Annotated in this window: 26 protein-coding genes; 22 read left to right on the plus strand and 4 right to left on the minus strand. The window is 26.0% G+C overall.

Features of this window, described 5'->3' with window-relative positions; all coding sequences use genetic code 11:
- The first annotated feature begins 285 nt into the window (after window positions 1–285).
- The 10 genes from ACRDDY_RS16065 (at window position 286) to ACRDDY_RS16110 (ending at window position 8,308) form a co-directional block, all read left to right on the plus strand.
- On the plus strand, window positions 286–1,320 hold the full coding sequence (locus ACRDDY_RS16065; RefSeq protein WP_438565947.1) for a recombinase family protein: 1,035 nt from the start codon (window positions 286–288) through the stop codon (window positions 1,318–1,320).
- 114 nt (window positions 1,321–1,434) lie between these two features.
- Window positions 1,435–2,004, plus strand: a complete 570-nt coding sequence (locus ACRDDY_RS16070; RefSeq protein ID WP_438565948.1) for a hypothetical protein — start codon at window positions 1,435–1,437, stop codon at window positions 2,002–2,004.
- A 1,947-nt stretch (window positions 2,005–3,951) separates the two neighbouring features.
- Complete coding sequence (locus tag ACRDDY_RS16075; protein ID WP_438565949.1) at window positions 3,952–4,137, plus strand: hypothetical protein; 186 nt, start codon at window positions 3,952–3,954, stop codon at window positions 4,135–4,137.
- A gap of 219 nt (window positions 4,138–4,356) precedes the next feature.
- Window positions 4,357–4,692 carry a hypothetical protein gene (locus ACRDDY_RS16080; protein WP_438565950.1) on the plus strand — a complete coding sequence of 112 codons (336 nt, stop codon included), beginning with the start codon at window positions 4,357–4,359 and terminating at the stop codon, window positions 4,690–4,692.
- Complete coding sequence (locus tag ACRDDY_RS16085) at window positions 4,686–5,609, plus strand: hypothetical protein (protein WP_438565951.1); 924 nt, start codon at window positions 4,686–4,688, stop codon at window positions 5,607–5,609. The genes ACRDDY_RS16080 and ACRDDY_RS16085 overlap by 7 nt, the downstream gene beginning before the upstream one ends.
- Before the next feature lie 291 nt (window positions 5,610–5,900).
- The gene (locus ACRDDY_RS16090) at window positions 5,901–6,722 is read left to right on the plus strand and encodes a rolling circle replication-associated protein (RefSeq protein WP_438565952.1); all 822 of its coding nucleotides are present in this window, start codon (window positions 5,901–5,903) and stop codon (window positions 6,720–6,722) included.
- Window positions 6,719–6,877, plus strand: a complete 159-nt coding sequence (locus tag ACRDDY_RS16095; protein ID WP_438565953.1) for a hypothetical protein — start codon at window positions 6,719–6,721, stop codon at window positions 6,875–6,877. Before ACRDDY_RS16090 ends, ACRDDY_RS16095 begins: the two co-directional genes overlap by 4 nt.
- Window positions 6,867–7,127, plus strand: a complete 261-nt coding sequence (locus ACRDDY_RS16100; RefSeq protein WP_438565954.1) for a hypothetical protein — start codon at window positions 6,867–6,869, stop codon at window positions 7,125–7,127. Before ACRDDY_RS16095 ends, ACRDDY_RS16100 begins: the two co-directional genes overlap by 11 nt.
- 97 nt (window positions 7,128–7,224) lie before the next feature.
- Window positions 7,225–7,554, plus strand: coding sequence for a hypothetical protein (locus tag ACRDDY_RS16105; protein ID WP_438565955.1), 330 nt, complete (start codon window positions 7,225–7,227; stop codon window positions 7,552–7,554).
- Window positions 7,555–7,567: 13 nt separating this feature from the next.
- Window positions 7,568–8,308 (plus strand): sigma-70 family RNA polymerase sigma factor, encoded by a 741-nt coding sequence (locus ACRDDY_RS16110; RefSeq protein ID WP_438565956.1) that lies wholly within the window; start codon window positions 7,568–7,570, stop codon window positions 8,306–8,308.
- A gap of 185 nt (window positions 8,309–8,493) precedes the next feature.
- On the opposite strand, the gene ACRDDY_RS16115 is transcribed toward ACRDDY_RS16110, so the two are convergent.
- The gene (locus tag ACRDDY_RS16115; RefSeq protein ID WP_438565957.1) at window positions 8,494–9,204 is read right to left on the minus strand and encodes a helix-turn-helix domain-containing protein; all 711 of its coding nucleotides are present in this window, start codon (window positions 9,202–9,204) and stop codon (window positions 8,494–8,496) included.
- 130 nt (window positions 9,205–9,334) lie between these two features.
- Here ACRDDY_RS16115 and ACRDDY_RS16120 point away from each other — a divergent pair, with 130 nt between their 5' ends.
- From ACRDDY_RS16120 to ACRDDY_RS16170, 11 genes are all read left to right on the plus strand, one after another.
- Entirely contained in the window at window positions 9,335–9,559 is a 225-nt protein-coding gene (locus ACRDDY_RS16120) for a helix-turn-helix transcriptional regulator (protein ID WP_438565958.1), read from the plus strand.
- A gap of 26 nt (window positions 9,560–9,585) precedes the next feature.
- Window positions 9,586–9,795, plus strand: a complete 210-nt coding sequence (locus tag ACRDDY_RS16125) for a hypothetical protein (protein ID WP_438565959.1) — start codon at window positions 9,586–9,588, stop codon at window positions 9,793–9,795.
- Window positions 9,795–10,172 (plus strand): hypothetical protein, encoded by a 378-nt coding sequence (locus ACRDDY_RS16130; RefSeq protein ID WP_438565960.1) that lies wholly within the window; start codon window positions 9,795–9,797, stop codon window positions 10,170–10,172. Before ACRDDY_RS16125 ends, ACRDDY_RS16130 begins: the two co-directional genes overlap by 1 nt.
- A 59-nt stretch (window positions 10,173–10,231) precedes the next feature.
- Window positions 10,232–10,399 carry a hypothetical protein gene (locus ACRDDY_RS16135; RefSeq protein ID WP_438565961.1) on the plus strand — a complete coding sequence of 56 codons (168 nt, stop codon included), beginning with the start codon at window positions 10,232–10,234 and terminating at the stop codon, window positions 10,397–10,399.
- Between the two features lie 196 nt (window positions 10,400–10,595).
- Window positions 10,596–11,111 carry a hypothetical protein gene (locus tag ACRDDY_RS16140; RefSeq protein WP_438565962.1) on the plus strand — a complete coding sequence of 172 codons (516 nt, stop codon included), beginning with the start codon at window positions 10,596–10,598 and terminating at the stop codon, window positions 11,109–11,111.
- Window positions 11,112–11,123: 12 nt separating this feature from the next.
- A complete protein-coding gene (locus ACRDDY_RS16145) occupies window positions 11,124–11,471 on the plus strand; it encodes a hypothetical protein (RefSeq protein ID WP_438565963.1) in 348 nt (115 codons plus the stop codon).
- Entirely contained in the window at window positions 11,456–11,731 is a 276-nt protein-coding gene (locus ACRDDY_RS16150; RefSeq protein WP_438565964.1) for a hypothetical protein, read from the plus strand. Before ACRDDY_RS16145 ends, ACRDDY_RS16150 begins: the two co-directional genes overlap by 16 nt.
- 5 nt (window positions 11,732–11,736) lie before the next feature.
- Complete coding sequence (locus ACRDDY_RS16155; protein WP_438565965.1) at window positions 11,737–11,898, plus strand: hypothetical protein; 162 nt, start codon at window positions 11,737–11,739, stop codon at window positions 11,896–11,898.
- 104 nt (window positions 11,899–12,002) lie between these two features.
- A complete protein-coding gene (locus tag ACRDDY_RS16160) occupies window positions 12,003–12,683 on the plus strand; it encodes a hypothetical protein (protein ID WP_438565966.1) in 681 nt (226 codons plus the stop codon).
- The gene (locus ACRDDY_RS16165; RefSeq protein ID WP_438565967.1) at window positions 12,680–13,222 is read left to right on the plus strand and encodes a tyrosine-type recombinase/integrase; all 543 of its coding nucleotides are present in this window, start codon (window positions 12,680–12,682) and stop codon (window positions 13,220–13,222) included. Before ACRDDY_RS16160 ends, ACRDDY_RS16165 begins: the two co-directional genes overlap by 4 nt.
- A 1,452-nt stretch (window positions 13,223–14,674) precedes the next feature.
- A complete protein-coding gene (locus ACRDDY_RS16170; RefSeq protein ID WP_438565968.1) occupies window positions 14,675–16,039 on the plus strand; it encodes a hypothetical protein in 1,365 nt (454 codons plus the stop codon).
- A gap of 697 nt (window positions 16,040–16,736) precedes the next feature.
- Here the strand turns inward: ACRDDY_RS16170 and ACRDDY_RS16175 are convergent.
- From ACRDDY_RS16175 to ACRDDY_RS16185, 3 genes are all read right to left on the minus strand, one after another.
- Complete coding sequence (locus ACRDDY_RS16175; RefSeq protein ID WP_438565969.1) at window positions 16,737–16,859, minus strand: hypothetical protein; 123 nt, start codon at window positions 16,857–16,859, stop codon at window positions 16,737–16,739.
- Entirely contained in the window at window positions 16,849–17,175 is a 327-nt protein-coding gene (locus tag ACRDDY_RS16180; protein ID WP_438565970.1) for a DUF6809 family protein, read from the minus strand. Before ACRDDY_RS16180 ends, ACRDDY_RS16175 begins: the two co-directional genes overlap by 11 nt.
- A gap of 128 nt (window positions 17,176–17,303) precedes the next feature.
- Window positions 17,304–17,447 (minus strand): hypothetical protein, encoded by a 144-nt coding sequence (locus ACRDDY_RS16185; protein ID WP_438565971.1) that lies wholly within the window; start codon window positions 17,445–17,447, stop codon window positions 17,304–17,306.
- A gap of 150 nt (window positions 17,448–17,597) precedes the next feature.
- On the opposite strand from ACRDDY_RS16185, the gene ACRDDY_RS16190 reads away from it, so the two are divergent.
- The gene (locus tag ACRDDY_RS16190; protein ID WP_438565972.1) at window positions 17,598–18,245 is read left to right on the plus strand and encodes a type II toxin-antitoxin system PemK/MazF family toxin; all 648 of its coding nucleotides are present in this window, start codon (window positions 17,598–17,600) and stop codon (window positions 18,243–18,245) included.
- The last annotated feature ends 254 nt before the right edge of the window (window positions 18,246–18,499 follow it).

Consider the following 18,499-nt stretch of genomic DNA (forward strand, 5'->3'; position numbering starts at 1 on the left):
ATAGTACAACTTATAGTATCAAAAATAGTATCAAAAATAGTATTTGATTTATATAATATATTATGATAAATTATATATATAGAAGGCGTAACGCCGCACGCTCATACTGAATGTATGATATCACGGAAGTAAAAACCTGCTCATTAATTTGAGTAGGTTTTTTTTAGCATATAAAAGTATCATAACTTAATAGTATTGACACCTTAGAAAATGTAATGGTATAATCAGTATTGTAAAAGTGTCAATTCATAGTGTCAAAACAGATGATATTAAAGAGGTGTAAATATGGCTTATTATAATTATAAATTAACTTATTCATATGAAGATTTTTTAGAAAAGCATATACAATATTTTGGACGAGAATTTTTAATGAATGATTATATTGAAATTGGAAAGAAAAGAAATTTAAAAGTTTTAAAAATTGAAGAGGTCAAAGGGATTAATGCTGAAATATCAGAGCTATTAGCAAAAGAAATTTTAGAGAGTTCAAACAAGAGCATTAAGTGTGAAGTTGCATTTATGCAAATTATAGCAAATAGAGAGAATAGAGAGATAGTTATAAATGCAGTAGGTAAAGATAATCAAAAGCCAGTAAATCTTTTTACTAAGCCTTTTGAAAGATTTAGAGCATTATTAGGAGAAGTCGGAATAATTACACCAGGAAAAGATGGAGAGATAATAGTATCATTGAAGAAAACTATTTGTGATACTTATGACACCAAAAATAAAATAAATAATGTTTATGGTTACTGTAGAATATCTACTAAAGGACAATTAGAGAATAATTCTTTAGAGCAGCAAAAGGAAGAAATAGAAGCAAGATATAATAATGCATCATGTTATGATGAAACATATACAGGAAAAACCATGGATAGACCTATATTTAATAAGATTTTAAATATATTAGTAAAAGGAGATACTTTAGTAGTAACTAAATTAGATAGATTATGCAGGAGCACTAGAGAAGGATTAGAGATAATAGAAAAGCTAAAGGAGAAAGGAATAAGAATACATATTCTTAATATGGGATTAATTGAAGATACTCCAATGGGAAACCTTATAGTAACTAATTTATTAGCATTTGCAGAATTTGAAAGAGCAATGATAGTAGAAAGAACACAAGCTGGTAAGGCAATAGCAAAAACTAAAGAAGATTTTAGAGAGGGAAGACCTAAAAAGTTTACAAAAAAACAGGTGGACCATGCACTAAGTCTTTTATCAGTAAATGGTGGAGATAAAAGTTATAAAGAAGTTGAAGAAATTACGGAAATTTCAAAAAGTACATTGATTAGAGCAATGAGAAATATAAAAAATAAATAAATTATAAGATGGAAGTCTTTCAATTGATAATTGGAAGATTTTTATTATTGTAATAAATGGAAATAAATAGTAATATTATTTTAGTAATTAAAAGTAATATAGGAGTATAGGGGAATGGATAGAGAGAGTTTTAATTTATTATCAATGGATAAACAAGTTGAATTTTTTAATAGGGAGCTTATAAAGGATAATTTTAATTCTATTTGTAAAAGAATTGGAGTATCTAAAAATACAATAAAGAAAAGATTTGAAAATAATAATTATGAAGAAAAGAGACAAGGACAAATTATAAAAAAATTTATAAAAAAAGTAGTTGAGGAAAAAAAGGAAAATATAGATCCTAAAAAATCTATATTAGAAAAACATGAAATTCATCCAGTAGAGAATATTAAACCAAAAGAAAATAAGAATTCAGATAATAAAGAGATAGATTTAATTTTTAAAAGATTGAAAACTTTAGAAAGTGAATTCATAAATTTAAAAAAATCGATAAATAATATAGATAGTAATAAAAATATTACTGATGTAATACAGTATTTTGAAGGAGAGACAATAGTAAAAACTTTTAAGATAGATAAAGAAGTAAATAAAAAGCTAGAAGAAATACAAGGGAAATTTAAAGGTTATAAAAAGCAAGATATAGTAAGTAGTTTATTAAAATATGCATTGAATAATATAGAGTAATATTAAGTAATAAAGTTAATAGAAATGTCCAAACGTTTGGAAGTTTGGACGGGATTCTAAAAAGAATGCACTAAAAAAGATAAACAGAAAATTTTTCAATTTAGAGCAGAATTTTGAATTTATGTAATTTAAATCTTAGAACACCGACTTTTTAACATCTCATAAGCCGATTTTTGGAGAGTTATTACACCGATTTTTTTACCATCAGGACACCGATTTTTGATTTTTTGAAAATACAGAAAATCGCTTGAATGAAAAGTTAGTTAAAGTTAGTAAGTAAAAGGTATAACAGAAATTGAAATATTGAAATTTTCCAGTAATAGAACCAAGACGGAAAAAAAGCTAATTAAATTTAGAAAAAAATCATCTTATAAAACTTATTTTTTAGGAATAAAATTCAATGGAAAAGCTGAACATTTGTTCAAAAAACGGTACTTAATTTTGAAATCACGGTACTTAATTCTCAAAACACTGCACTTATTTTCAAAATCACTGTACTTGTAATAAAAAATAGGAAAAAATAGACCTGTACTTGTTATTTTTTAAATTTAAATAAGTACAGGTCTTTAAATTATTGATAAAGCTTTTAAATATAAGACTTACAAGAAAAATAAATAAGGAAAATTGCAAGGCTACTGTCCCCAACACAAAAAAGTTAGATATGATAGTGAAGTAAAAAAAGTTGTTAAATTTTAAGTAGGAAAAAGTATAGGAATTGAAGTAGGAAAAAAGTTAAGAATTAAGATATAAAAATATTTGGAGTTGATGGAGCCTTGAGAAGGAAAAGGAAAAGTTTTATAGATATTGAAGCTGGAGCAGCAGTAGGAATAATATTAATTTGTAATTTAATGTTGCTAGTTATGAAATTGATTTTAGTGTAGAATAAGCGTAAAATAAAAATAGAATATTTATTAATTTAGTTAATGTATAAGTTATTCGCAAAACTAGTCTTTTACGAACAATTTTTTTTATATCCAGTAAAAGTCTTGATATAACTAGCCTTAAAAGTATGAATATAAATGTTAATGCGAACAACTTTAATATATTTTGAGAACATAGGTATAAAAGCGTTGAAAAGACTAGGATTGAATAGATTAAAATTTTATTTTGAATAAGAGATATGAATTTATTAATAGGATATTGATATAATATGTTGATATGATAGAGTATTGAGAAAAATAAAAAAGAAATTGACAGAATATAAAAATAGTCTTATATTTAAAACATAATTAAATAAAAAAAAAGCCTTTAACACGCTTTAAAAAAGTACTGGTAATACTAATTTAAAGCTAAAGTTAAAATGTACTGGTAATACATTAGAACTGTTCGTAAAAGCTTTAATATCATATTTGATATTGTTAATATAACAAATATTCAATATTAAATCAATGGTAATAAGAGTAAGAATTTTTCAAGTTATGTAGTAAGTACATAGCTTTTTTTGTTGTGTAAGCATATCAGCAACTTTAAATAAGTGATATATGTTAGTTGAGCAGATGCAGAAAGTCAACTATCAGTAAATTCTTATTCTCTTTTCTATTATTGGAGCATAAGCAAGGTAATTTATTGATGTAAGGGGAGCAACGCCCAAGAGCCTTTTAAATAAAAGTTGTGGTGGTAATTTGGTACCCTAAAGGGTAGGTCAATTCAATATGAGCATTAGGACAAGTTAGAATGTGTTTTAGTATTGAGTATAAGATAATAATAGTTAGTGTGATAATCTCAAACATATACAGAGATATTAAAGTAAATTTTGACTTATGACTTATATTTTATAAGTTGTTAGGTCAAGATTTTCTATGCTCAAAAACTCAACAGACCAAAGATATTACATTATTGCTTACCTAAAGTAAACACTAAATTTAAAGCATATATGAAAAATAAAGGTAAAATTTGAATATAATAGAATATATATAGGTATTAAGAAGTTATTAGGAGGGTAATAGGGTGCGTTTAAATCTAAATAATAAAAAATATACTCAGAATAAAATACATTTAACTTTTAAAAATAATGCTGAAGAAGAAGAATTATATAAGTGGTTAATACAAAAAGGACAAATTGGAGGAATAGCAAATTATATAAAGATAGAAATGAATAAGATTAAGAAAAAAGAGGAAAATGAAAATAGATAGAGATAGTTTTAAGCTATCTCTTTTTTTTACCTTGTTTTAGCCTTAATAAAGTCAGATTAATAATATTTTTCGCCTTAATAAGTATCAAATTTAGATTAAGAACATATAGATATATTAGAAAAGCAAATACAAGCCTTGCAGAAGTTTTAATGCTATTAAGCAATATTTTATAAGTGAGGGTATTATAGTTGCTTAGAATTAATTTTAGAGGGTGAAGAAATGGAAATATTAAAAGAATATAATCCAGTTAAAACAAAGGAAAAGGAAGAAATAAGCATATATAAAAAAGTTCTAATTGGTGGAGCAGTAGTGATGCCTGTAATGATACCAGCATTAAAAATATTAGAAAATAAAATGATGTTAAATATTCCAATAATAGCAAACAATAGTTTAGATCATTTAATTAAAGTTTTTAAATTAGAAAGTTTTATTAATTGTGGAATTGAAAAAGAGTTTATTGGGGGAATGATTATATTATTTGGAGGTTATGCAGTTCTTAATACAGTTGTAGAAATATTAGCAATTAGATTAAAAGGAATTTATGAAGAATGTTAGTTGAATTATATGTAGGTGGACTTATTGCTGCAGGTGTTATGGAATTAACGACAGATTATAGAAACAAGAGAAGTTTAAAAGTATTTTTATCAGAGTTGTTTTTGCGAAAAAAGTTAGATATTAAAGTACAGGATATATCAGTAAATCAATATGGATTTAGAGCAAATTTACATCTTAATTTTAAATATAGCATTGAAGACATAGAGCCATATACACCATATTTAAAAGATAGCTTAAAAGTGTATTTGATTGAATTGGAGAGTGAAGATACAGAAATATATTTGAATGTTTATATGAGCAAATTAGAGGATAAGGAGCATAAGAGAATAGAACTATCACCTTATGAATTATTATTAGGCTTTAATTATAAGGGCAATATAATTGCAGATATGAGAGAAACACCACATATTTTACTATGTGGATTAAGTGGACAAGGAAAAACACAGATGGCCAAAACTATTATAAATAATCTTAATGGTGCTGATATTATTTTAATAAATGCTTTTAAGCACGATTTTAAGGTTCATAAAGGACTTTTTATAAATGGAAATGAAAATATAATAGACTTCTTAGAAGAAATTTTAGAGAGTGAAGAAGTCCATAAAAAGCCTATGTATTTAGTATTAGATGAATTATTAGTATTAAGTAAAGATAAAAAAATTAGTAAATGTATTATGGATTTACTAGCAATAGCAAGGCATAAGAATATGTACCTTATTGGAATATCACAGATAGGGACAAAGGAGCAACTTAAATTTAAAGATTTATTTAATGCTAGAGTATGCTTTAGGGCAATAGAAGAAAGTACCTATAGAACGGTGTTGGGGTGTTCAGTTGATGGAGCATTGAAGAAAAGAGAATTTTATTTATACTCAAATGATTTATATAAGGGACGAACATTTACAAATAGTAATTAAGCAACTATTAATATTTTTCAATTAGAAATAACTGAAATGAGTCACCTGACTAACTGAATGACAGAAGCAACGGACGAAGTTCTTGCGAATGGAGTGAAGGATAGGAGGGTTACTCATTGAAGGCGTTAGCTAAGTGCAACAAATAATTAAGAGAATGTTTTAATGATATAGATAAAGATTTTGGGTAAGGTTTAAAAAATTCTTCTATATCTTGTTAGTAGAGTGATAATTCATACAAAAAACAAAATTAAAAAATCAGTTTAAGTAAGTAATATCAAGGGTTTAAAGCAAATGATTTATAATTTAAAAATAATCAAATGTGGAAATAGAGTTGAGATATATAAATATACAAATTATATAGTTAGGGAACAGGGAGAAAAAGAAGAATTTTATAGATTTATTGAAAGAGATCCAATAGAAAAACAATTAGAATTAACTTTAAATCAAGAAGATGAAAAGGAAAATTATAGAGTAAATAATTTAAATAAAAGTAGAAATAAAATAGTTAGGCTTATTAAATGTAATCAAGATATGCAGACATTTATTACACTTACATTTGCTAAGGAAACTGATTATAAGGAATCTAAAAAGTATTTAAATACCTTATTTAATAAACTTAGAAGAGATATTAAAGGATTTAAATATATTTGGGTATTAGAGTATGGAGATTTAAATGGTAGATTACATTATCATCTACTTTGTAATTATCCTATCAATATAAAATTATCCAGGAGCAATAAAAGAAAAACTAAGGCTCATAAGGAGCTAGAAAATAATTTCTGTAGGAAGTATTGGAAATATGGATTTGTAGATATAAGAGCATTGGAGCAAGAAGGAAATTCAAATATAGCGTTATATGTAAGTTCCTATATAGTTAAATCTTTAGGAAATAAGAATTTAGAAGGGTATAGGATATTTGGATATAGCAATAAAACTTTAAATAAACCTATAGAATTTAAATTATTGGATAAAAGGGGTTTAGAAGAAATTTTAAATGAATATTCAGTAGATTATAGAGTTACTTACAATAATTCCTATGATGTAGGTTATGTAAAAAACGGAGAAGAGAGAAAAGGAAAGGTAAGTTATTTTGATATGGAGGTTAGAGAATGAATAAATGCAGCAAATGTAATTCTGAAAATATAGAGTTTTTAAGTCATATGGACGATTTTGAAGAAGGCTCATTATGTTGGTTTATATGCTTAGATTGTAATGAAATGTTTATGGATATAGAAGAAGTAAAGGAAGGTGTAAAGAATGAAAATTAAATCAGAATTTCTAGTAACTAAGGTGGAGCTTAAAAAGAGTAAAGACGATAAGGCTTATATGATGGTAAGTTTGTTGGATTTAGTAGGAGGAGATTTATTTGAGGTACTTCACAAAGAAATAGAGGATATGCAAAAATTACAAGCTATGAGTAAGCAAGAAATAACACTCAATTTATCAAGTAGTAAATATGGTTTAAAGCTTGATATAGTAAAAATAGGAGAAATCACAGGTAATATTTTAGATAATTAAAACAAAGAAAAGTAATTATGGAGAGCATAGTTACTTTTTTTATTTACTTTTACAAAAGTGTTTATTACAATGAAATAAACAGGAGGATGAAGGTGGAATGGATAAAGATATAAATGGAATGAAATTGAAAGAGTTTATAAAAGAATTCTATATTATTCATAAAAAAATAGAATTTGGTGGATGTTTGCAATGGAAAGATGGAAAAGCCTTTAAGGAATGGTTAGATCATATTGATGAAGATTTAAAAGATATATTTGATGAAGATGAATTAGAAAATATTTACTTAGTTAAAAGACATTCAACTAAAAAATTAAATAATCATCAGATAGAAGAAATTAAAATATCTAAAAAAAGTTATAGGAGCATTGCAAAGGAATTTGAAGTAAGTGCAGCAACGGTAAGTAAAATAAAAAATAATAAATATTAAAAGGGGAATTGAGATGAGTGAGAGAGTTAATGAGGAGTTAGTTAGAGAGTATCAAAGAGGAAATAAAGAGGTTTTGAATCAAATAATAGAAAAAAATTTAGGGATGGTACAGAATATAGTATCAAAATTCTATGTCAGTACAATAAACTCTATTGAGAGAGAGGATTTAGTCCAAGAAGGAGTAATAGCATTGATAAAAGCTATTGAAATGTATAGGTTCGATGGAGAAAAGAGAGCTAAGTTTTCAACTTATGCATTTACAGTTATAACATCACTTCTTAAAAATTATTTAAGGCATAACAATACAGAAAGTGAGATAAGTCTGAATATTAGAATTGGAGAGAGTGAAGTAGAAAATATTGAAATGATAGAGGATAATGAAAATCTAATAGATAATACAGTAGAAAGAGAATATATAAAATGGTTAAATAAAGAATTAGAATATGGTTTAAAGAAGTATACAGAGCCTTTAGAAGAGAATTTAATTAGGGCGGTATATGGATTTGGATGTTCTGAAATGAAAGTAAAAGAAGTAGCAATAATTTCAGAGCTAAGTGAATGTAAAGTAAGAGCAAAGATTAATAATGGATTTGGAAGAATTAGATCAAGTGGTTGGGGAAATATATTAAGAAAAGAAATACCAGATACTCATTTAAAATCTTTTAGAAGAAGAATTAAAGAGATTGATTATGAAGCTATGTATATTAAAAAGTACACTGAAAAATTAGAAAAAGAATTGAAAAAAATATCATAAAAAGACAGTAACAAAGGGCGTTACTGTCTTTTTAATCGCAATCAACATTTGAATTAGATGAAATCAAATGCTTTAAGTATATTTTATTAAAAATTATATTTAAAGTCAAATTTAAGAACGCTTATAAATGGCTTTAAATAAGGGGTTTTGAGCGTTTTAGTTAATAAAGTAACATAGCATTAAAATTATTTTAAAATATCATAAATATCTTTAAATTTTTCTTTCATAAAAAGTAATTCTAAGTATTCTTTAAAGTTAGGGTTTTTAATTATTTCTAATATTTGGGGTTTAGATAATTCTTTAAACTTATTAAATCCGGTTAAAGATGTAAATTCTAAAAATTTAGTTATTAATTCAATATCATGAGGACTTAGTTCAGTTGATTGTTCATGCTCCAAAGCGTAATTATAGTGAGATTGTAATTTTTCTTTATCTAAAAAATAGATTTTTGATTCAATCAATAATTGAGATAAGTTTTTATTATAATAATTAGCTATAGTTTCTAAAGAAGATAAATTTACTTCATCTAAAAAATTATTATAAATTTTTTGTAGTTCATCTAATGATAATTTCAAAGTTTCTTCAAAATAACCATTTTTATAATGATTTTCATCTCCATCATAAAATGATTCAATAGTTTCATGCAATAAATAAGCAAAAGGATTAGGGGTAAATAAAATATCAAAATTAAGATTTATTGCTGAAGAAATCTTACCTAACGTATAAGGGTCCATTTCTCTTTGACCTTGCTCATATTTAGCAATTGTATGAATACTTAAATTCATTTTTGTTGCTAAATCTTCACGTGAAATTTTCATTTTTTTTCTAAAATATTTTATTCGTTCTCCAGGAGATAAATCTAATTCATGATTACCAGGAAAATAAAAAACAAACATATAATATCACCTCTAAAGAACATAATAGCACTTTTTGGGCGATAAAAATATTTTTTTTGCGAAAATGTTGAAAAGTAAGCACAAATAAGGTAACATAATATTAATAAACAAGCACAAAGGGGGTGTTTTTTTGAATTTGAAGAAGTACAGGAAGGTAAAAGCTTTACGAGTTGGAAAAGGAATAGCAGCAAAAGATTTCGCTAGAAAAATAGGTATTTCAGTATCAACTTTAAGAAGAATTGAAAACAATTTAGATGTAAATCCTAAACGAAATACCATGGAAAAAATAGCAGATTTATTAGAAAGTGATGTAACTAGTTTATTTTTTAGTGATGAAATGAAGGTAGATAAATGAAAAAGTTATAAAATAGGGAGAACTAAATGGAAAGTAAGTTTTTTAAAGTTTATGTTGATGGAAAATTAAGAGTAGGGTGTGGAAATCAATTTACGCTAATGAGCAATGTTGTAAGATTACATCAACAATATGGAAAAGAAAGAGTGAAGATTGTGGAATGCACAGAAACTATTCCATTTACTAAAGAAGAATTAGAAGAAATGAAAGAAGTAATTCAGGATTTTAGGAATATATAATGCAAATAAACCAAGATACTTTTAAATGTGAAGCGAGGAAGAATTTAATGTGGCATGAAATTTGTGAAATTTATTCAGAAAATAAAGGAGATAGAGCTATAGGAGGAATAATTATGAGAATGAAAAATTTAGAAAAATGTTTTGAAGCAGCAAAAAAAGAAAATGCAAGTTATGTAGGTGTTTTAGTACAAATGGAAGGTTATAAGGCAGATGAGTGCATTATAAATAAAGCAATAAATTTTGATAAAAAATTAGAATATTATAAGTTTGCTTATAATGATGATTTAACTTTAAAAAATGCACCAGATAAGATTAAAATAGTTGGATTCACATATGGAAATGATGTTGAAGATATAGCTTGTGATTTAGAGCTTTAGATTCACAATTTAAATATTATTTTTAGTATCAAATAAAATATGTGAAAGGAGAGTAATTTGTGGAAGATAGACAATTAATAAGAGCAATTGAACATTTTAAGAAGATGGCAAGTAATAGTCCAGATGATAAGGAAAGAGAGAGTTCTTATGAGCTGCTAAATTATTTACTTGAATTAAAAGACCTACGGGAATTTAAAAAAGAATTAATAAACGTTATATTCAAATAAAAGAAGTATGTAAAGTTGCAGATTTATTAGAAAATATTAATAGAATAGATGTGAAAAAAGGGGAAATAGAGATGATAGTAAGACGTGAAAAATATTGTAAATATGAGGGGCGAAATATGATTAAGGTTAAATATTGTTTATTTGGATTTATACCAATGTATATAAATTATAAATTCATGTAACTTGTAAGGTGATGATGGAAAATTTATATATAGAATCTAAAATATTTTATTCAAATAGTAAATTTGAAGAAGTAAAAGAAATTCTTAAAAATAATATAAAAGAATTTAATGATTCCAAGAGTTTTGTAGATATAGAATATTCAAATTATATATTTATGTTAAATGAAATATTGAATTTAGATATTTATATAACCAAAAGAGATGACTTATTGGAAAAAAGAATAGATGAAATTGAAAAAAATATAGAAAAAGTAATTAAAGGGTTTAAATTTAAGAGAGATAGAGAGGGGATAGAAAAAATGGATAATAACAGAGGTGCAATAGATTATTCAAAGGGGAAAGCGTGTAAAGTTCAATGTACAAGTATTCAAGGAAAATATTCAAAGAGTGAAGTAAAGAGTTGTAGGAATGAGATTAAAGTAGCAATTAGAGTAGAAAAAGAAGATATAAAGAGATGTGAAGCATATTCTAAAAAGGATAAAGATATGGAATGTTCAGAATGTAGCTGTAGTTGTTGCATTGCGGAATAGAGGTAGAAATTTATGGTAGATAGAATAGAGGAATTGCTTAAAAATATTAAACTTAAAGAAGAAAATACACTCATTGATGGAAATTATATAAAAGGTTATAAGGATGCATTAAATGAGTTGAAAAATATAGATAGAAAATATAATTCAGGTGATATATTGGTATGTACAACTAATAATAAGTACTTTAAGGCTAGTGATATTCGTGAAATAGAGCAAAAAGTCTTATTAGAAGGTTGTGGTGAAAGAAAGATAATGTATAAGTTTAAAGGTGATAAAGATTATTATTCAAAAAGTATTTTAGATGACTATTTTTGGAGGTTAAGGTCTTTAAATAAGGGGGATATATGCGAGAAACATTGATTTTTACAGTAGGATTAATAGCAATAACAATGATAATATGCATAACTAGAATGACTGTAAATGCAACTAGTGAAAGAATTAGTAAATATGACATAGAAGAAGTTTTAAATGATATATTAAAGCACCAGAAAGTAGAAGAAGATAATAAAATTATTTTAAAAAATGAATTACTATATGCTTATAAATATCAAGGAATAAGAAGTTATAAGAGATTATTGAAAGAAGTAAAAAGATTGAAAAAAGTTTATAGTATAGGGTAAAAGTTATGAAAGAAGAATTAGATTATCAAATACTTATAGCTGATTTTGGAATAGTAGCAGCAAGTCTATTTCAAAGGTGCATTAATAAAAAAGAAATAGAAAATCTAAAGAGATCATTAATATTTAATTTAAATAATATAGCAGATGATAAAGAGAGAGAATTATAAAAAGAAAAGGTTTGTTCCGTATTTAAAATGTGGACAAACCTTAAATTAACAAGAAAAATAGGTGTAAGATAAATAAAAAAAGATGGTAGAGAAGGAGAAGAAAAATGAATTATAGTATTGAAGACTGGCAAGGAATAATACAAAAGTGTGATGTATTGGAGAAATTGAGAGTTGGGGTGTCATATAAAGCCTTAGCAGTAGATTTAAAAGAGAATGGATATCCATGTAGTGCAGATGCAGTAAGAAAAGCAGTAAGAAGAATAGGCTATAAGAAAAGCATAGAACAAAATTTATATTACCATGGAGGGCAAGAATGGATAATTAAGTTTATGAATTCTATAGATATAGAAGGCATTACAGAAGAAATAGCAATATCTAGATATTATGATTGTTTTAAGGATTGGGGCTTTTGGACAAGAGATGAAAGTGAAAAAGTAACTATAGAAATAGATAAGCAGATATTTGAAGAATATAAAAATATGTCTAATAAATTAGGGTGCGATTTTGATGAAGAGTATATGATTTATGTTTTATTACATCATTTGAATTTAATAGATCCTAAAGAAAGAGAAGAAGAATTTACTAAGAGAGCGATTGAAGAAAATGAAGGAGGAAACTTCACTAAAAAGGAAAAGGAATTTATTTTTAATAAAGCAAAAGAAGGATATTCATTATTTGAATTATATTCTTATTCTAATTCAGAGGGAGCAGTAGCAGAGTTAACAAAAGAAGAATTTGAAGCAGAGTTTAAAAAGAAAGGAAGGGATAAGGAGGCGATTCAGTGAGAGAAGTTAAGCCGATAGATGATGAAAAGGTAGAAGAAATAAAAAAAGAATTAAAGGATAAAAGTATTAGAAATTACATTATGTTTGAATTAGGAATAAGTTTAGGCTTAAGAATAGGAGATATATTAAAACTAAAAGTTAAAGATATCTATGATAAAGATACTATGTATTTAAAGGAACAGAAAACAAATAAGTATAAAGAAGTTCCGATAGCTCCAAAGTTAAAAAGATTGTTAAAAGAGTTTTGTAAAGATAGAGAAGGATATGAGTATCTTATTAAGTCTAGAAAGGGATTTAATGAGCCGATAAGAAGGAATAGAGCGTATAAGATATTGAGAGAAGTATCTGTAAAAGTAGGGATTGAAAGAATCGGAACACATAGTATGAGAAAAACATTTGGAAGGAAATATTATAAAACATATGGAGATATAGAAGAGTTAAGAAAGTATTTTAATCATAGTAATGCAGGCGTAACAAGAAGGTATATAGGAATAGAACAGGACGTAATAAACAATAGGATTAAAAAGCTATGGAATTAATGAAAGATACATATTGAAGTGTAGGTATCATTGAGAAAATAGGAAGTGTTATAAAGCTAGTAATATCAATGTCTAAGGGGGTATAAAGTGAAAGATACAAAATTATAAGATATGTATCTTTCGAAGGAGGAAAGAAAAAGGGATGTAAACATAGTGATATCAAGGGTTAAGAGTATATTAAATAAAAAATATCAATATGTATCTTTCGTAAAAAGAGCTCACATGCGAACTCGCAACCTAAAAAGGTTCAAATGAATTTAAAGGGTGCAAGGGTTAAAAGCTAGTAATATCAATGGTTATAAAGATTTTTATTAAAGAAGTATGTGAACTTTAAGGGCTCAAAAAGAAAAGAAAAAGTTCGCATGTAAGTAATATCAACAAGATATAATCCCCCTATTGAAAAATTAAAGGAGAATTCTAGAAATGATTCGTCGGGGTTTAATATGACAAGAGAGAGTTTTTGATAATTTGTTAATAAAGGGGGTTGCAACCTTAGAAAAAAAGGTATGCATTTTAAAAGAATTAGTAAGGCGAAAAGTAATAAAAGATAAAGAAAAAGTTATATAAAGTATTTATTGATAAGAGTTAGAAGAGGGTTAAGAGTTTGGCAAAAATGAAGAGGTATATTAATAAAATACTAATATGACATTTGGGAAATGGTGCAACTAAAAGGGAAATGCATACTTAAAAAGGGGTGCGTTGCTAAAAGGTTGCAATGATATAGAAGGGGTGCAACAATGATAAGATATTAGTAGATAGATATAAAGAGGTAGGGGCTAGTAAAATTCTATGGAGCAGTTGTAAGAATGTCGCCATTCCATCTATGTGTAGAAGAAACTCCCTGAATGAAATTGAAATGAATTTAAAAGGGGAAGTGTTTTGAAATTCAAAGATAAATGAATCAGTACAATGCCTAGAATATACACACAGAATCTGTAAAACTAAAACTTTTTATACGCCCCGGGGGGATTGCGAGAGAATGATAGGGGTATTATCGCCAGTTACAAGCCATATATACCAGATAAAAATCTGTAAAATGAAAAGTTTAAAACACCCCCAGGGTATAAAAACTTAAAACTATAAAGGGCTATCAGTACAATGCCTATTACATTTACACGAAATCCCCTAAATGAAAGTTTTCGAAGAGAATGAAAAGAAAAAAGTATTTTTATAGGGAAAATAGAAATAAAAAGATTTGGTCATTTTAGAAAGTATGGTAAAATAGATTACATAATAAAAGAAATGAATACATATTAACATAAATCAGGGCAAACAAAAAAGAGTTGTTCCATCGCCAAACAGATTAACTCTTTTTTACCGTTCAAAATCCATAGGATTTCTATATACATTTTTATGTACTTATAATATCAAATAGTACGTAAAAAGTAAATAGAATTTTATCCCTTTTATGGTTTTTGGATAAGTGTCCAAGCTATAGGAGGGATTTTTTTTATGAGCAATTTGGCAATTAAAGCAGAATTAAGAGCATTAAAATATTTAAGAAATGTAAATGAGAAAAAGATAAGTGAGAGCATTGACTATATAAAATCAATTCATAGAAATGATGATGGATTTATTACTATTGGAGTAAAAGATGAAGAAGGTAATTTTTATCAATGGAATTATGCAGAAACTGAAATAATTAAAGAGGATGCAATTCAATATTTCCATAGCTTAAGACTTAATACTTATGCGAGTATTAATAGTTTCTTTATTCCAGTAAGAAATACAAACAATATAAGAAGAATAAACGCTTTATATATAGATATAGATAACCATAAAGATAAAGTGAGTAAAGAAATGATAGTGGACCTAATAAAGCATTTAGAAGGTGAATATTATAATAAGCTTATTCCAAAGCCTAGCATAACAGTAAGTACAGGAAGAGGAATACAATTAGTAATGTTATTGGAGCATCTACCAAAGCAAGGTTTGAAATTTTGGCAGAATATCGAAAATGAAATGGTTAAAAGACTTGAAAAGCTAGATTATAAAGGTTTTAAAGTTGATGTAAGCTGTACTGATGTAACAAGAGTATTCAGAATAGGAGGAACATATAATACTAATAGTAAGTCATATTGTGAAGTTCTAGAGATAAATGACAATGTATATAGATTAGATCAATTAAAAAAAGATTACTTTAAGTATGTTCCAAAGACAACTAGAAAAAGAAAAAATAAAATTATTAATATTACAAGTGGTCAGATAGGGCTTAATACCTATGAATTACATTGGAAGAGAAGAGAAGATATAGAAAGGTTACAAGACTTAAGAGAGGGCGATTGTGAGGGCTTAAGAGAGGTTATGTGCTTTTTATATAGATATTATACTTGTTTAATTGATGGTAACTGTAAAAAGGCAATTGATAAGATGTTAAAGTTTAATCAAAAGTTTAGTGAGCCATTACCATTACATGAAGTTATTAAGGCAACAGAATCAGCAGAGAAGGGCTATAAGGCTTATTTAGAGAGTTTAAATAGTTCAGATAATACAAAAGTCTATGATAGTGAATTAAAAGCATACAATCTAAAGGGATATAACTATACAAATGCTAAATTAATAAGAATATTAAAAGTCACAGAAGAAGAGCAAAGAGAAGGTAACTTATTAATATTAATAAGCAAGGAAGAAAAGTATAGAAGAAATAATATAAGAAGAACACCAAGGAATGAAGAAGGATTAACTAAGAAGCAGCAGGAGTTGGAAGAATTAAAAGAAAGAATATTAGAATTAAAAGAGCAAGGGTTAAGCTTAAGAAAGATTGCAGAGAAATTAGAAATAACATTAGGAAAAGTTCAAAGATGTATTAAAAAGTAGGTGTATCGAAAAATGCTCTACATATTAGTGTGTTCTTTAGAATCTAGTATAATTTAATACCAGGAAGAGGAATATATTAATATATTTAATATTAGAATTTATAGGTGTATCGAAAAATGCTCTACATATTAGTGTGTTCTTTAGAATCTAGTATACTTTAGTACCAGGAAGAATAATATATTTATATATTTAGTATTGGAATTTATAGGTGTATCGAAAAATGGCTCTACATATTAGTTTAAGTCCTAGAAGAGAATTTTAGAGATAATAACTCTTTATTTTTGGTATGAATCTATGAATTAGGTTAGTTTGAAAATTTAATACTAGTAAGAAAGCCTTTCAAAATATTTGAGAGGTTATTTTTATAAACATAATTAAAGTAATATTTGATAATATTGAGTAATATAGGTGATAAGGAAATTTAGAAAGGTTAAAATGTTCTAAAATCGGACTAATTTTAAAGAATTATATATGCAAGTTTTCAGTTATGATTTATATATAGTTTTTTAGGAGGTGATTTTATGATCATAAAGATTAAAAGTTTATTTATTAAGTTTAAGATAATAAATATTGAAATATATAAATTTTAATACATAGAAGAAATTTGAGGGGTAGTAATAAATAATAATATTAAGTAATACAGTAATTTAGGTAATAGAAATGTCCAAACGTTTGGAAGTTTATAAAAAAAGGAGCATTAAGCTCCTAGTAATTTATATAGTTTGATACTTTCTTGAATATCAATAATTCTTAATTTTGAAATCTGAATACCATTTGTTTTTAATTGATTTAGGAAGTTAGCATAATCTTTAATTTGCATCTATAGAACCTCCATGGTTAGCATCTTCGTTAGAAGAATTTAAAAATTTATTTAATTGGAAGCCATCTTTAAAGGCTTCTCTATAAATTAAATCAGTATGAATAGAAATACCTAAGTTTTCAAGTTCTTCATATTCATCTAATAAAGCTTTTTGTTCTTCAGTTAAAGTTTTTTCTAGCTTATGGTATATTTCCATATGTTTAGATGATACTTCCTTATAAGCAGCATTATTAACTACTATAGTATCAGAAATTTTAGTACATCTGTTATCGAAAAAATTTTGAAAAGAAAAGTTGAAATCATTTGAATTAAACATTGTTATACACTCCTTTTATTTACATTGAATTTATTTAATGGAGCATATATAATATACAGTGATGAGCGTATTATATATGCAATATCGTAAACATCTTACTAACTTTGAACGGGGAGTAAGATGTTTTTTTATTTATTTGAATTATTATTTAAATCAGTATTGATTAAATTTGTTATATAGTCTTTTAAAAGAATTCCATCCTTAGCAATTTTTACTTTAATTTTCTTATGTAATTCTTCAGAAACTTTTATAGTAATAGTTTTTTCAGCCATTTTAGTACCTCCTTTACATCCGTTAATGACATTATATACTAAAAACATTTTAAAAGTAAATACTTTTTTATAATTATGTTAAATAAATGTTTTAATTAGTAAAACAGTGTTATAAAATAAAATAGGATTAAATAAAAAGGGGATTAATTTATGATTAAAATTGATAGAAATAGAATTGATAGAATAACAAAAGATATAAATTCTAAAGGAGTTAATTGGGTTGAAAATGCAGACCTAAGAAAAGGCTATGAAATGAGTACATATAATGTAAATACTGAATTAGATGAAATATCATCTTATGAAATGGCTCATTATATTAACCATATGGATAGATGGCTACATAGTAGAAAATCAGATAATACTAGGACTTATAAAAGAGGTGAAATTTTATTTGTTGATTTAGGTGCAAATAATTTCAAGTATGAACCTTCATTCACTCATCCAGCGATAGTTTTAAAAAATGAATTTAACTCAATCTTAGTTGTTCCATGCAGCACCAAAAAATTTGGTAATGGATATAAGGATGTAATAGATGCATATAGAAGAGATGGATTTTCTAAAAATACAGGTATTCAAGTTGGAGCATTACGTTGGATCAATAAAAATAGAGTTATCTCTAGGACTAAATCAAAAGCTAGTAGTAGAGTTCTTACTGAAATAGATAATAAGTTGCTTGATTATGTTCCAGCAAATAAAATTAATAAGCAAAAATATGACAAGCTTAAAGAGGAAAATGAGAAATTAAAAGCTGAATTAAGTCAATTAAAGCAAAAATTAGAAGAAATGGACTTAAAATAGGTTTAAAAATTTGTTTTTTGGAGAACGTGTAGATAAAGGAATAATAAATAAATAAACAACATAAACTATAGTACAAGTGATAGTACAACTTATAGTACAGAGAATAGTATAGGTTATAGTACAACTTATAGTATCAAAAATAGTATCAAAAATAGTATTTGATTTATATAATATATTATGATAAATTATATATATAGAAGGCGTAACGCCGCACGCTCATACTGAATGTATGATATCACGGAAGTAAAAACCTG

This window comes from Clostridium sp. (assembly GCF_051656525.1).
In the GTDB taxonomy this organism is placed as follows: domain Bacteria; phylum Bacillota; class Clostridia; order Clostridiales; family Clostridiaceae; genus Clostridium.

Excerpts from the sequence above, each read along its gene's own strand:
- ACRDDY_RS16065 (WP_438565947.1), top strand. The coding sequence starts at position 286 with ATGGCTTATTATAATTATAAATTAACTTATTCATATGAAGATTTTTTA.
- ACRDDY_RS16070 (WP_438565948.1), top strand. The coding sequence starts at position 1,435 with ATGGATAGAGAGAGTTTTAATTTATTATCAATGGATAAACAAGTTGAA.
- ACRDDY_RS16080 (WP_438565950.1), top strand. The coding sequence starts at position 4,357 with ATGGAAATATTAAAAGAATATAATCCAGTTAAAACAAAGGAAAAGGAA.
- ACRDDY_RS16085 (WP_438565951.1), top strand. The coding sequence starts at position 4,686 with ATGTTAGTTGAATTATATGTAGGTGGACTTATTGCTGCAGGTGTTATG.
- ACRDDY_RS16090 (WP_438565952.1), top strand. The coding sequence starts at position 5,901 with ATGATTTATAATTTAAAAATAATCAAATGTGGAAATAGAGTTGAGATA.
- ACRDDY_RS16095 (WP_438565953.1), top strand. The coding sequence starts at position 6,719 with ATGAATAAATGCAGCAAATGTAATTCTGAAAATATAGAGTTTTTAAGT.
- ACRDDY_RS16100 (WP_438565954.1), top strand. The coding sequence starts at position 6,867 with ATGAAAATTAAATCAGAATTTCTAGTAACTAAGGTGGAGCTTAAAAAG.
- ACRDDY_RS16105 (WP_438565955.1), top strand. The coding sequence starts at position 7,225 with ATGGATAAAGATATAAATGGAATGAAATTGAAAGAGTTTATAAAAGAA.
- ACRDDY_RS16110 (WP_438565956.1), top strand. The coding sequence starts at position 7,568 with ATGAGTGAGAGAGTTAATGAGGAGTTAGTTAGAGAGTATCAAAGAGGA.
- ACRDDY_RS16115 (WP_438565957.1), bottom strand. The coding sequence starts at position 9,204 with ATGTTTGTTTTTTATTTTCCTGGTAATCATGAATTAGATTTATCTCCT.
- ACRDDY_RS16125 (WP_438565959.1), top strand. The coding sequence starts at position 9,586 with ATGGAAAGTAAGTTTTTTAAAGTTTATGTTGATGGAAAATTAAGAGTA.
- ACRDDY_RS16130 (WP_438565960.1), top strand. The coding sequence starts at position 9,795 with ATGCAAATAAACCAAGATACTTTTAAATGTGAAGCGAGGAAGAATTTA.
- ACRDDY_RS16140 (WP_438565962.1), top strand. The coding sequence starts at position 10,596 with ATGGAAAATTTATATATAGAATCTAAAATATTTTATTCAAATAGTAAA.
- ACRDDY_RS16145 (WP_438565963.1), top strand. The coding sequence starts at position 11,124 with ATGGTAGATAGAATAGAGGAATTGCTTAAAAATATTAAACTTAAAGAA.
- ACRDDY_RS16150 (WP_438565964.1), top strand. The coding sequence starts at position 11,456 with ATGCGAGAAACATTGATTTTTACAGTAGGATTAATAGCAATAACAATG.
- ACRDDY_RS16155 (WP_438565965.1), top strand. The coding sequence starts at position 11,737 with ATGAAAGAAGAATTAGATTATCAAATACTTATAGCTGATTTTGGAATA.
- ACRDDY_RS16160 (WP_438565966.1), top strand. The coding sequence starts at position 12,003 with ATGAATTATAGTATTGAAGACTGGCAAGGAATAATACAAAAGTGTGAT.
- ACRDDY_RS16170 (WP_438565968.1), top strand. The coding sequence starts at position 14,675 with ATGAGCAATTTGGCAATTAAAGCAGAATTAAGAGCATTAAAATATTTA.
- ACRDDY_RS16175 (WP_438565969.1), bottom strand. The coding sequence starts at position 16,859 with ATGCAAATTAAAGATTATGCTAACTTCCTAAATCAATTAAAAACAAAT.
- ACRDDY_RS16180 (WP_438565970.1), bottom strand. The coding sequence starts at position 17,175 with ATGTTTAATTCAAATGATTTCAACTTTTCTTTTCAAAATTTTTTCGAT.
- ACRDDY_RS16185 (WP_438565971.1), bottom strand. The coding sequence starts at position 17,447 with ATGGCTGAAAAAACTATTACTATAAAAGTTTCTGAAGAATTACATAAG.
- ACRDDY_RS16190 (WP_438565972.1), top strand. The coding sequence starts at position 17,598 with ATGATTAAAATTGATAGAAATAGAATTGATAGAATAACAAAAGATATA.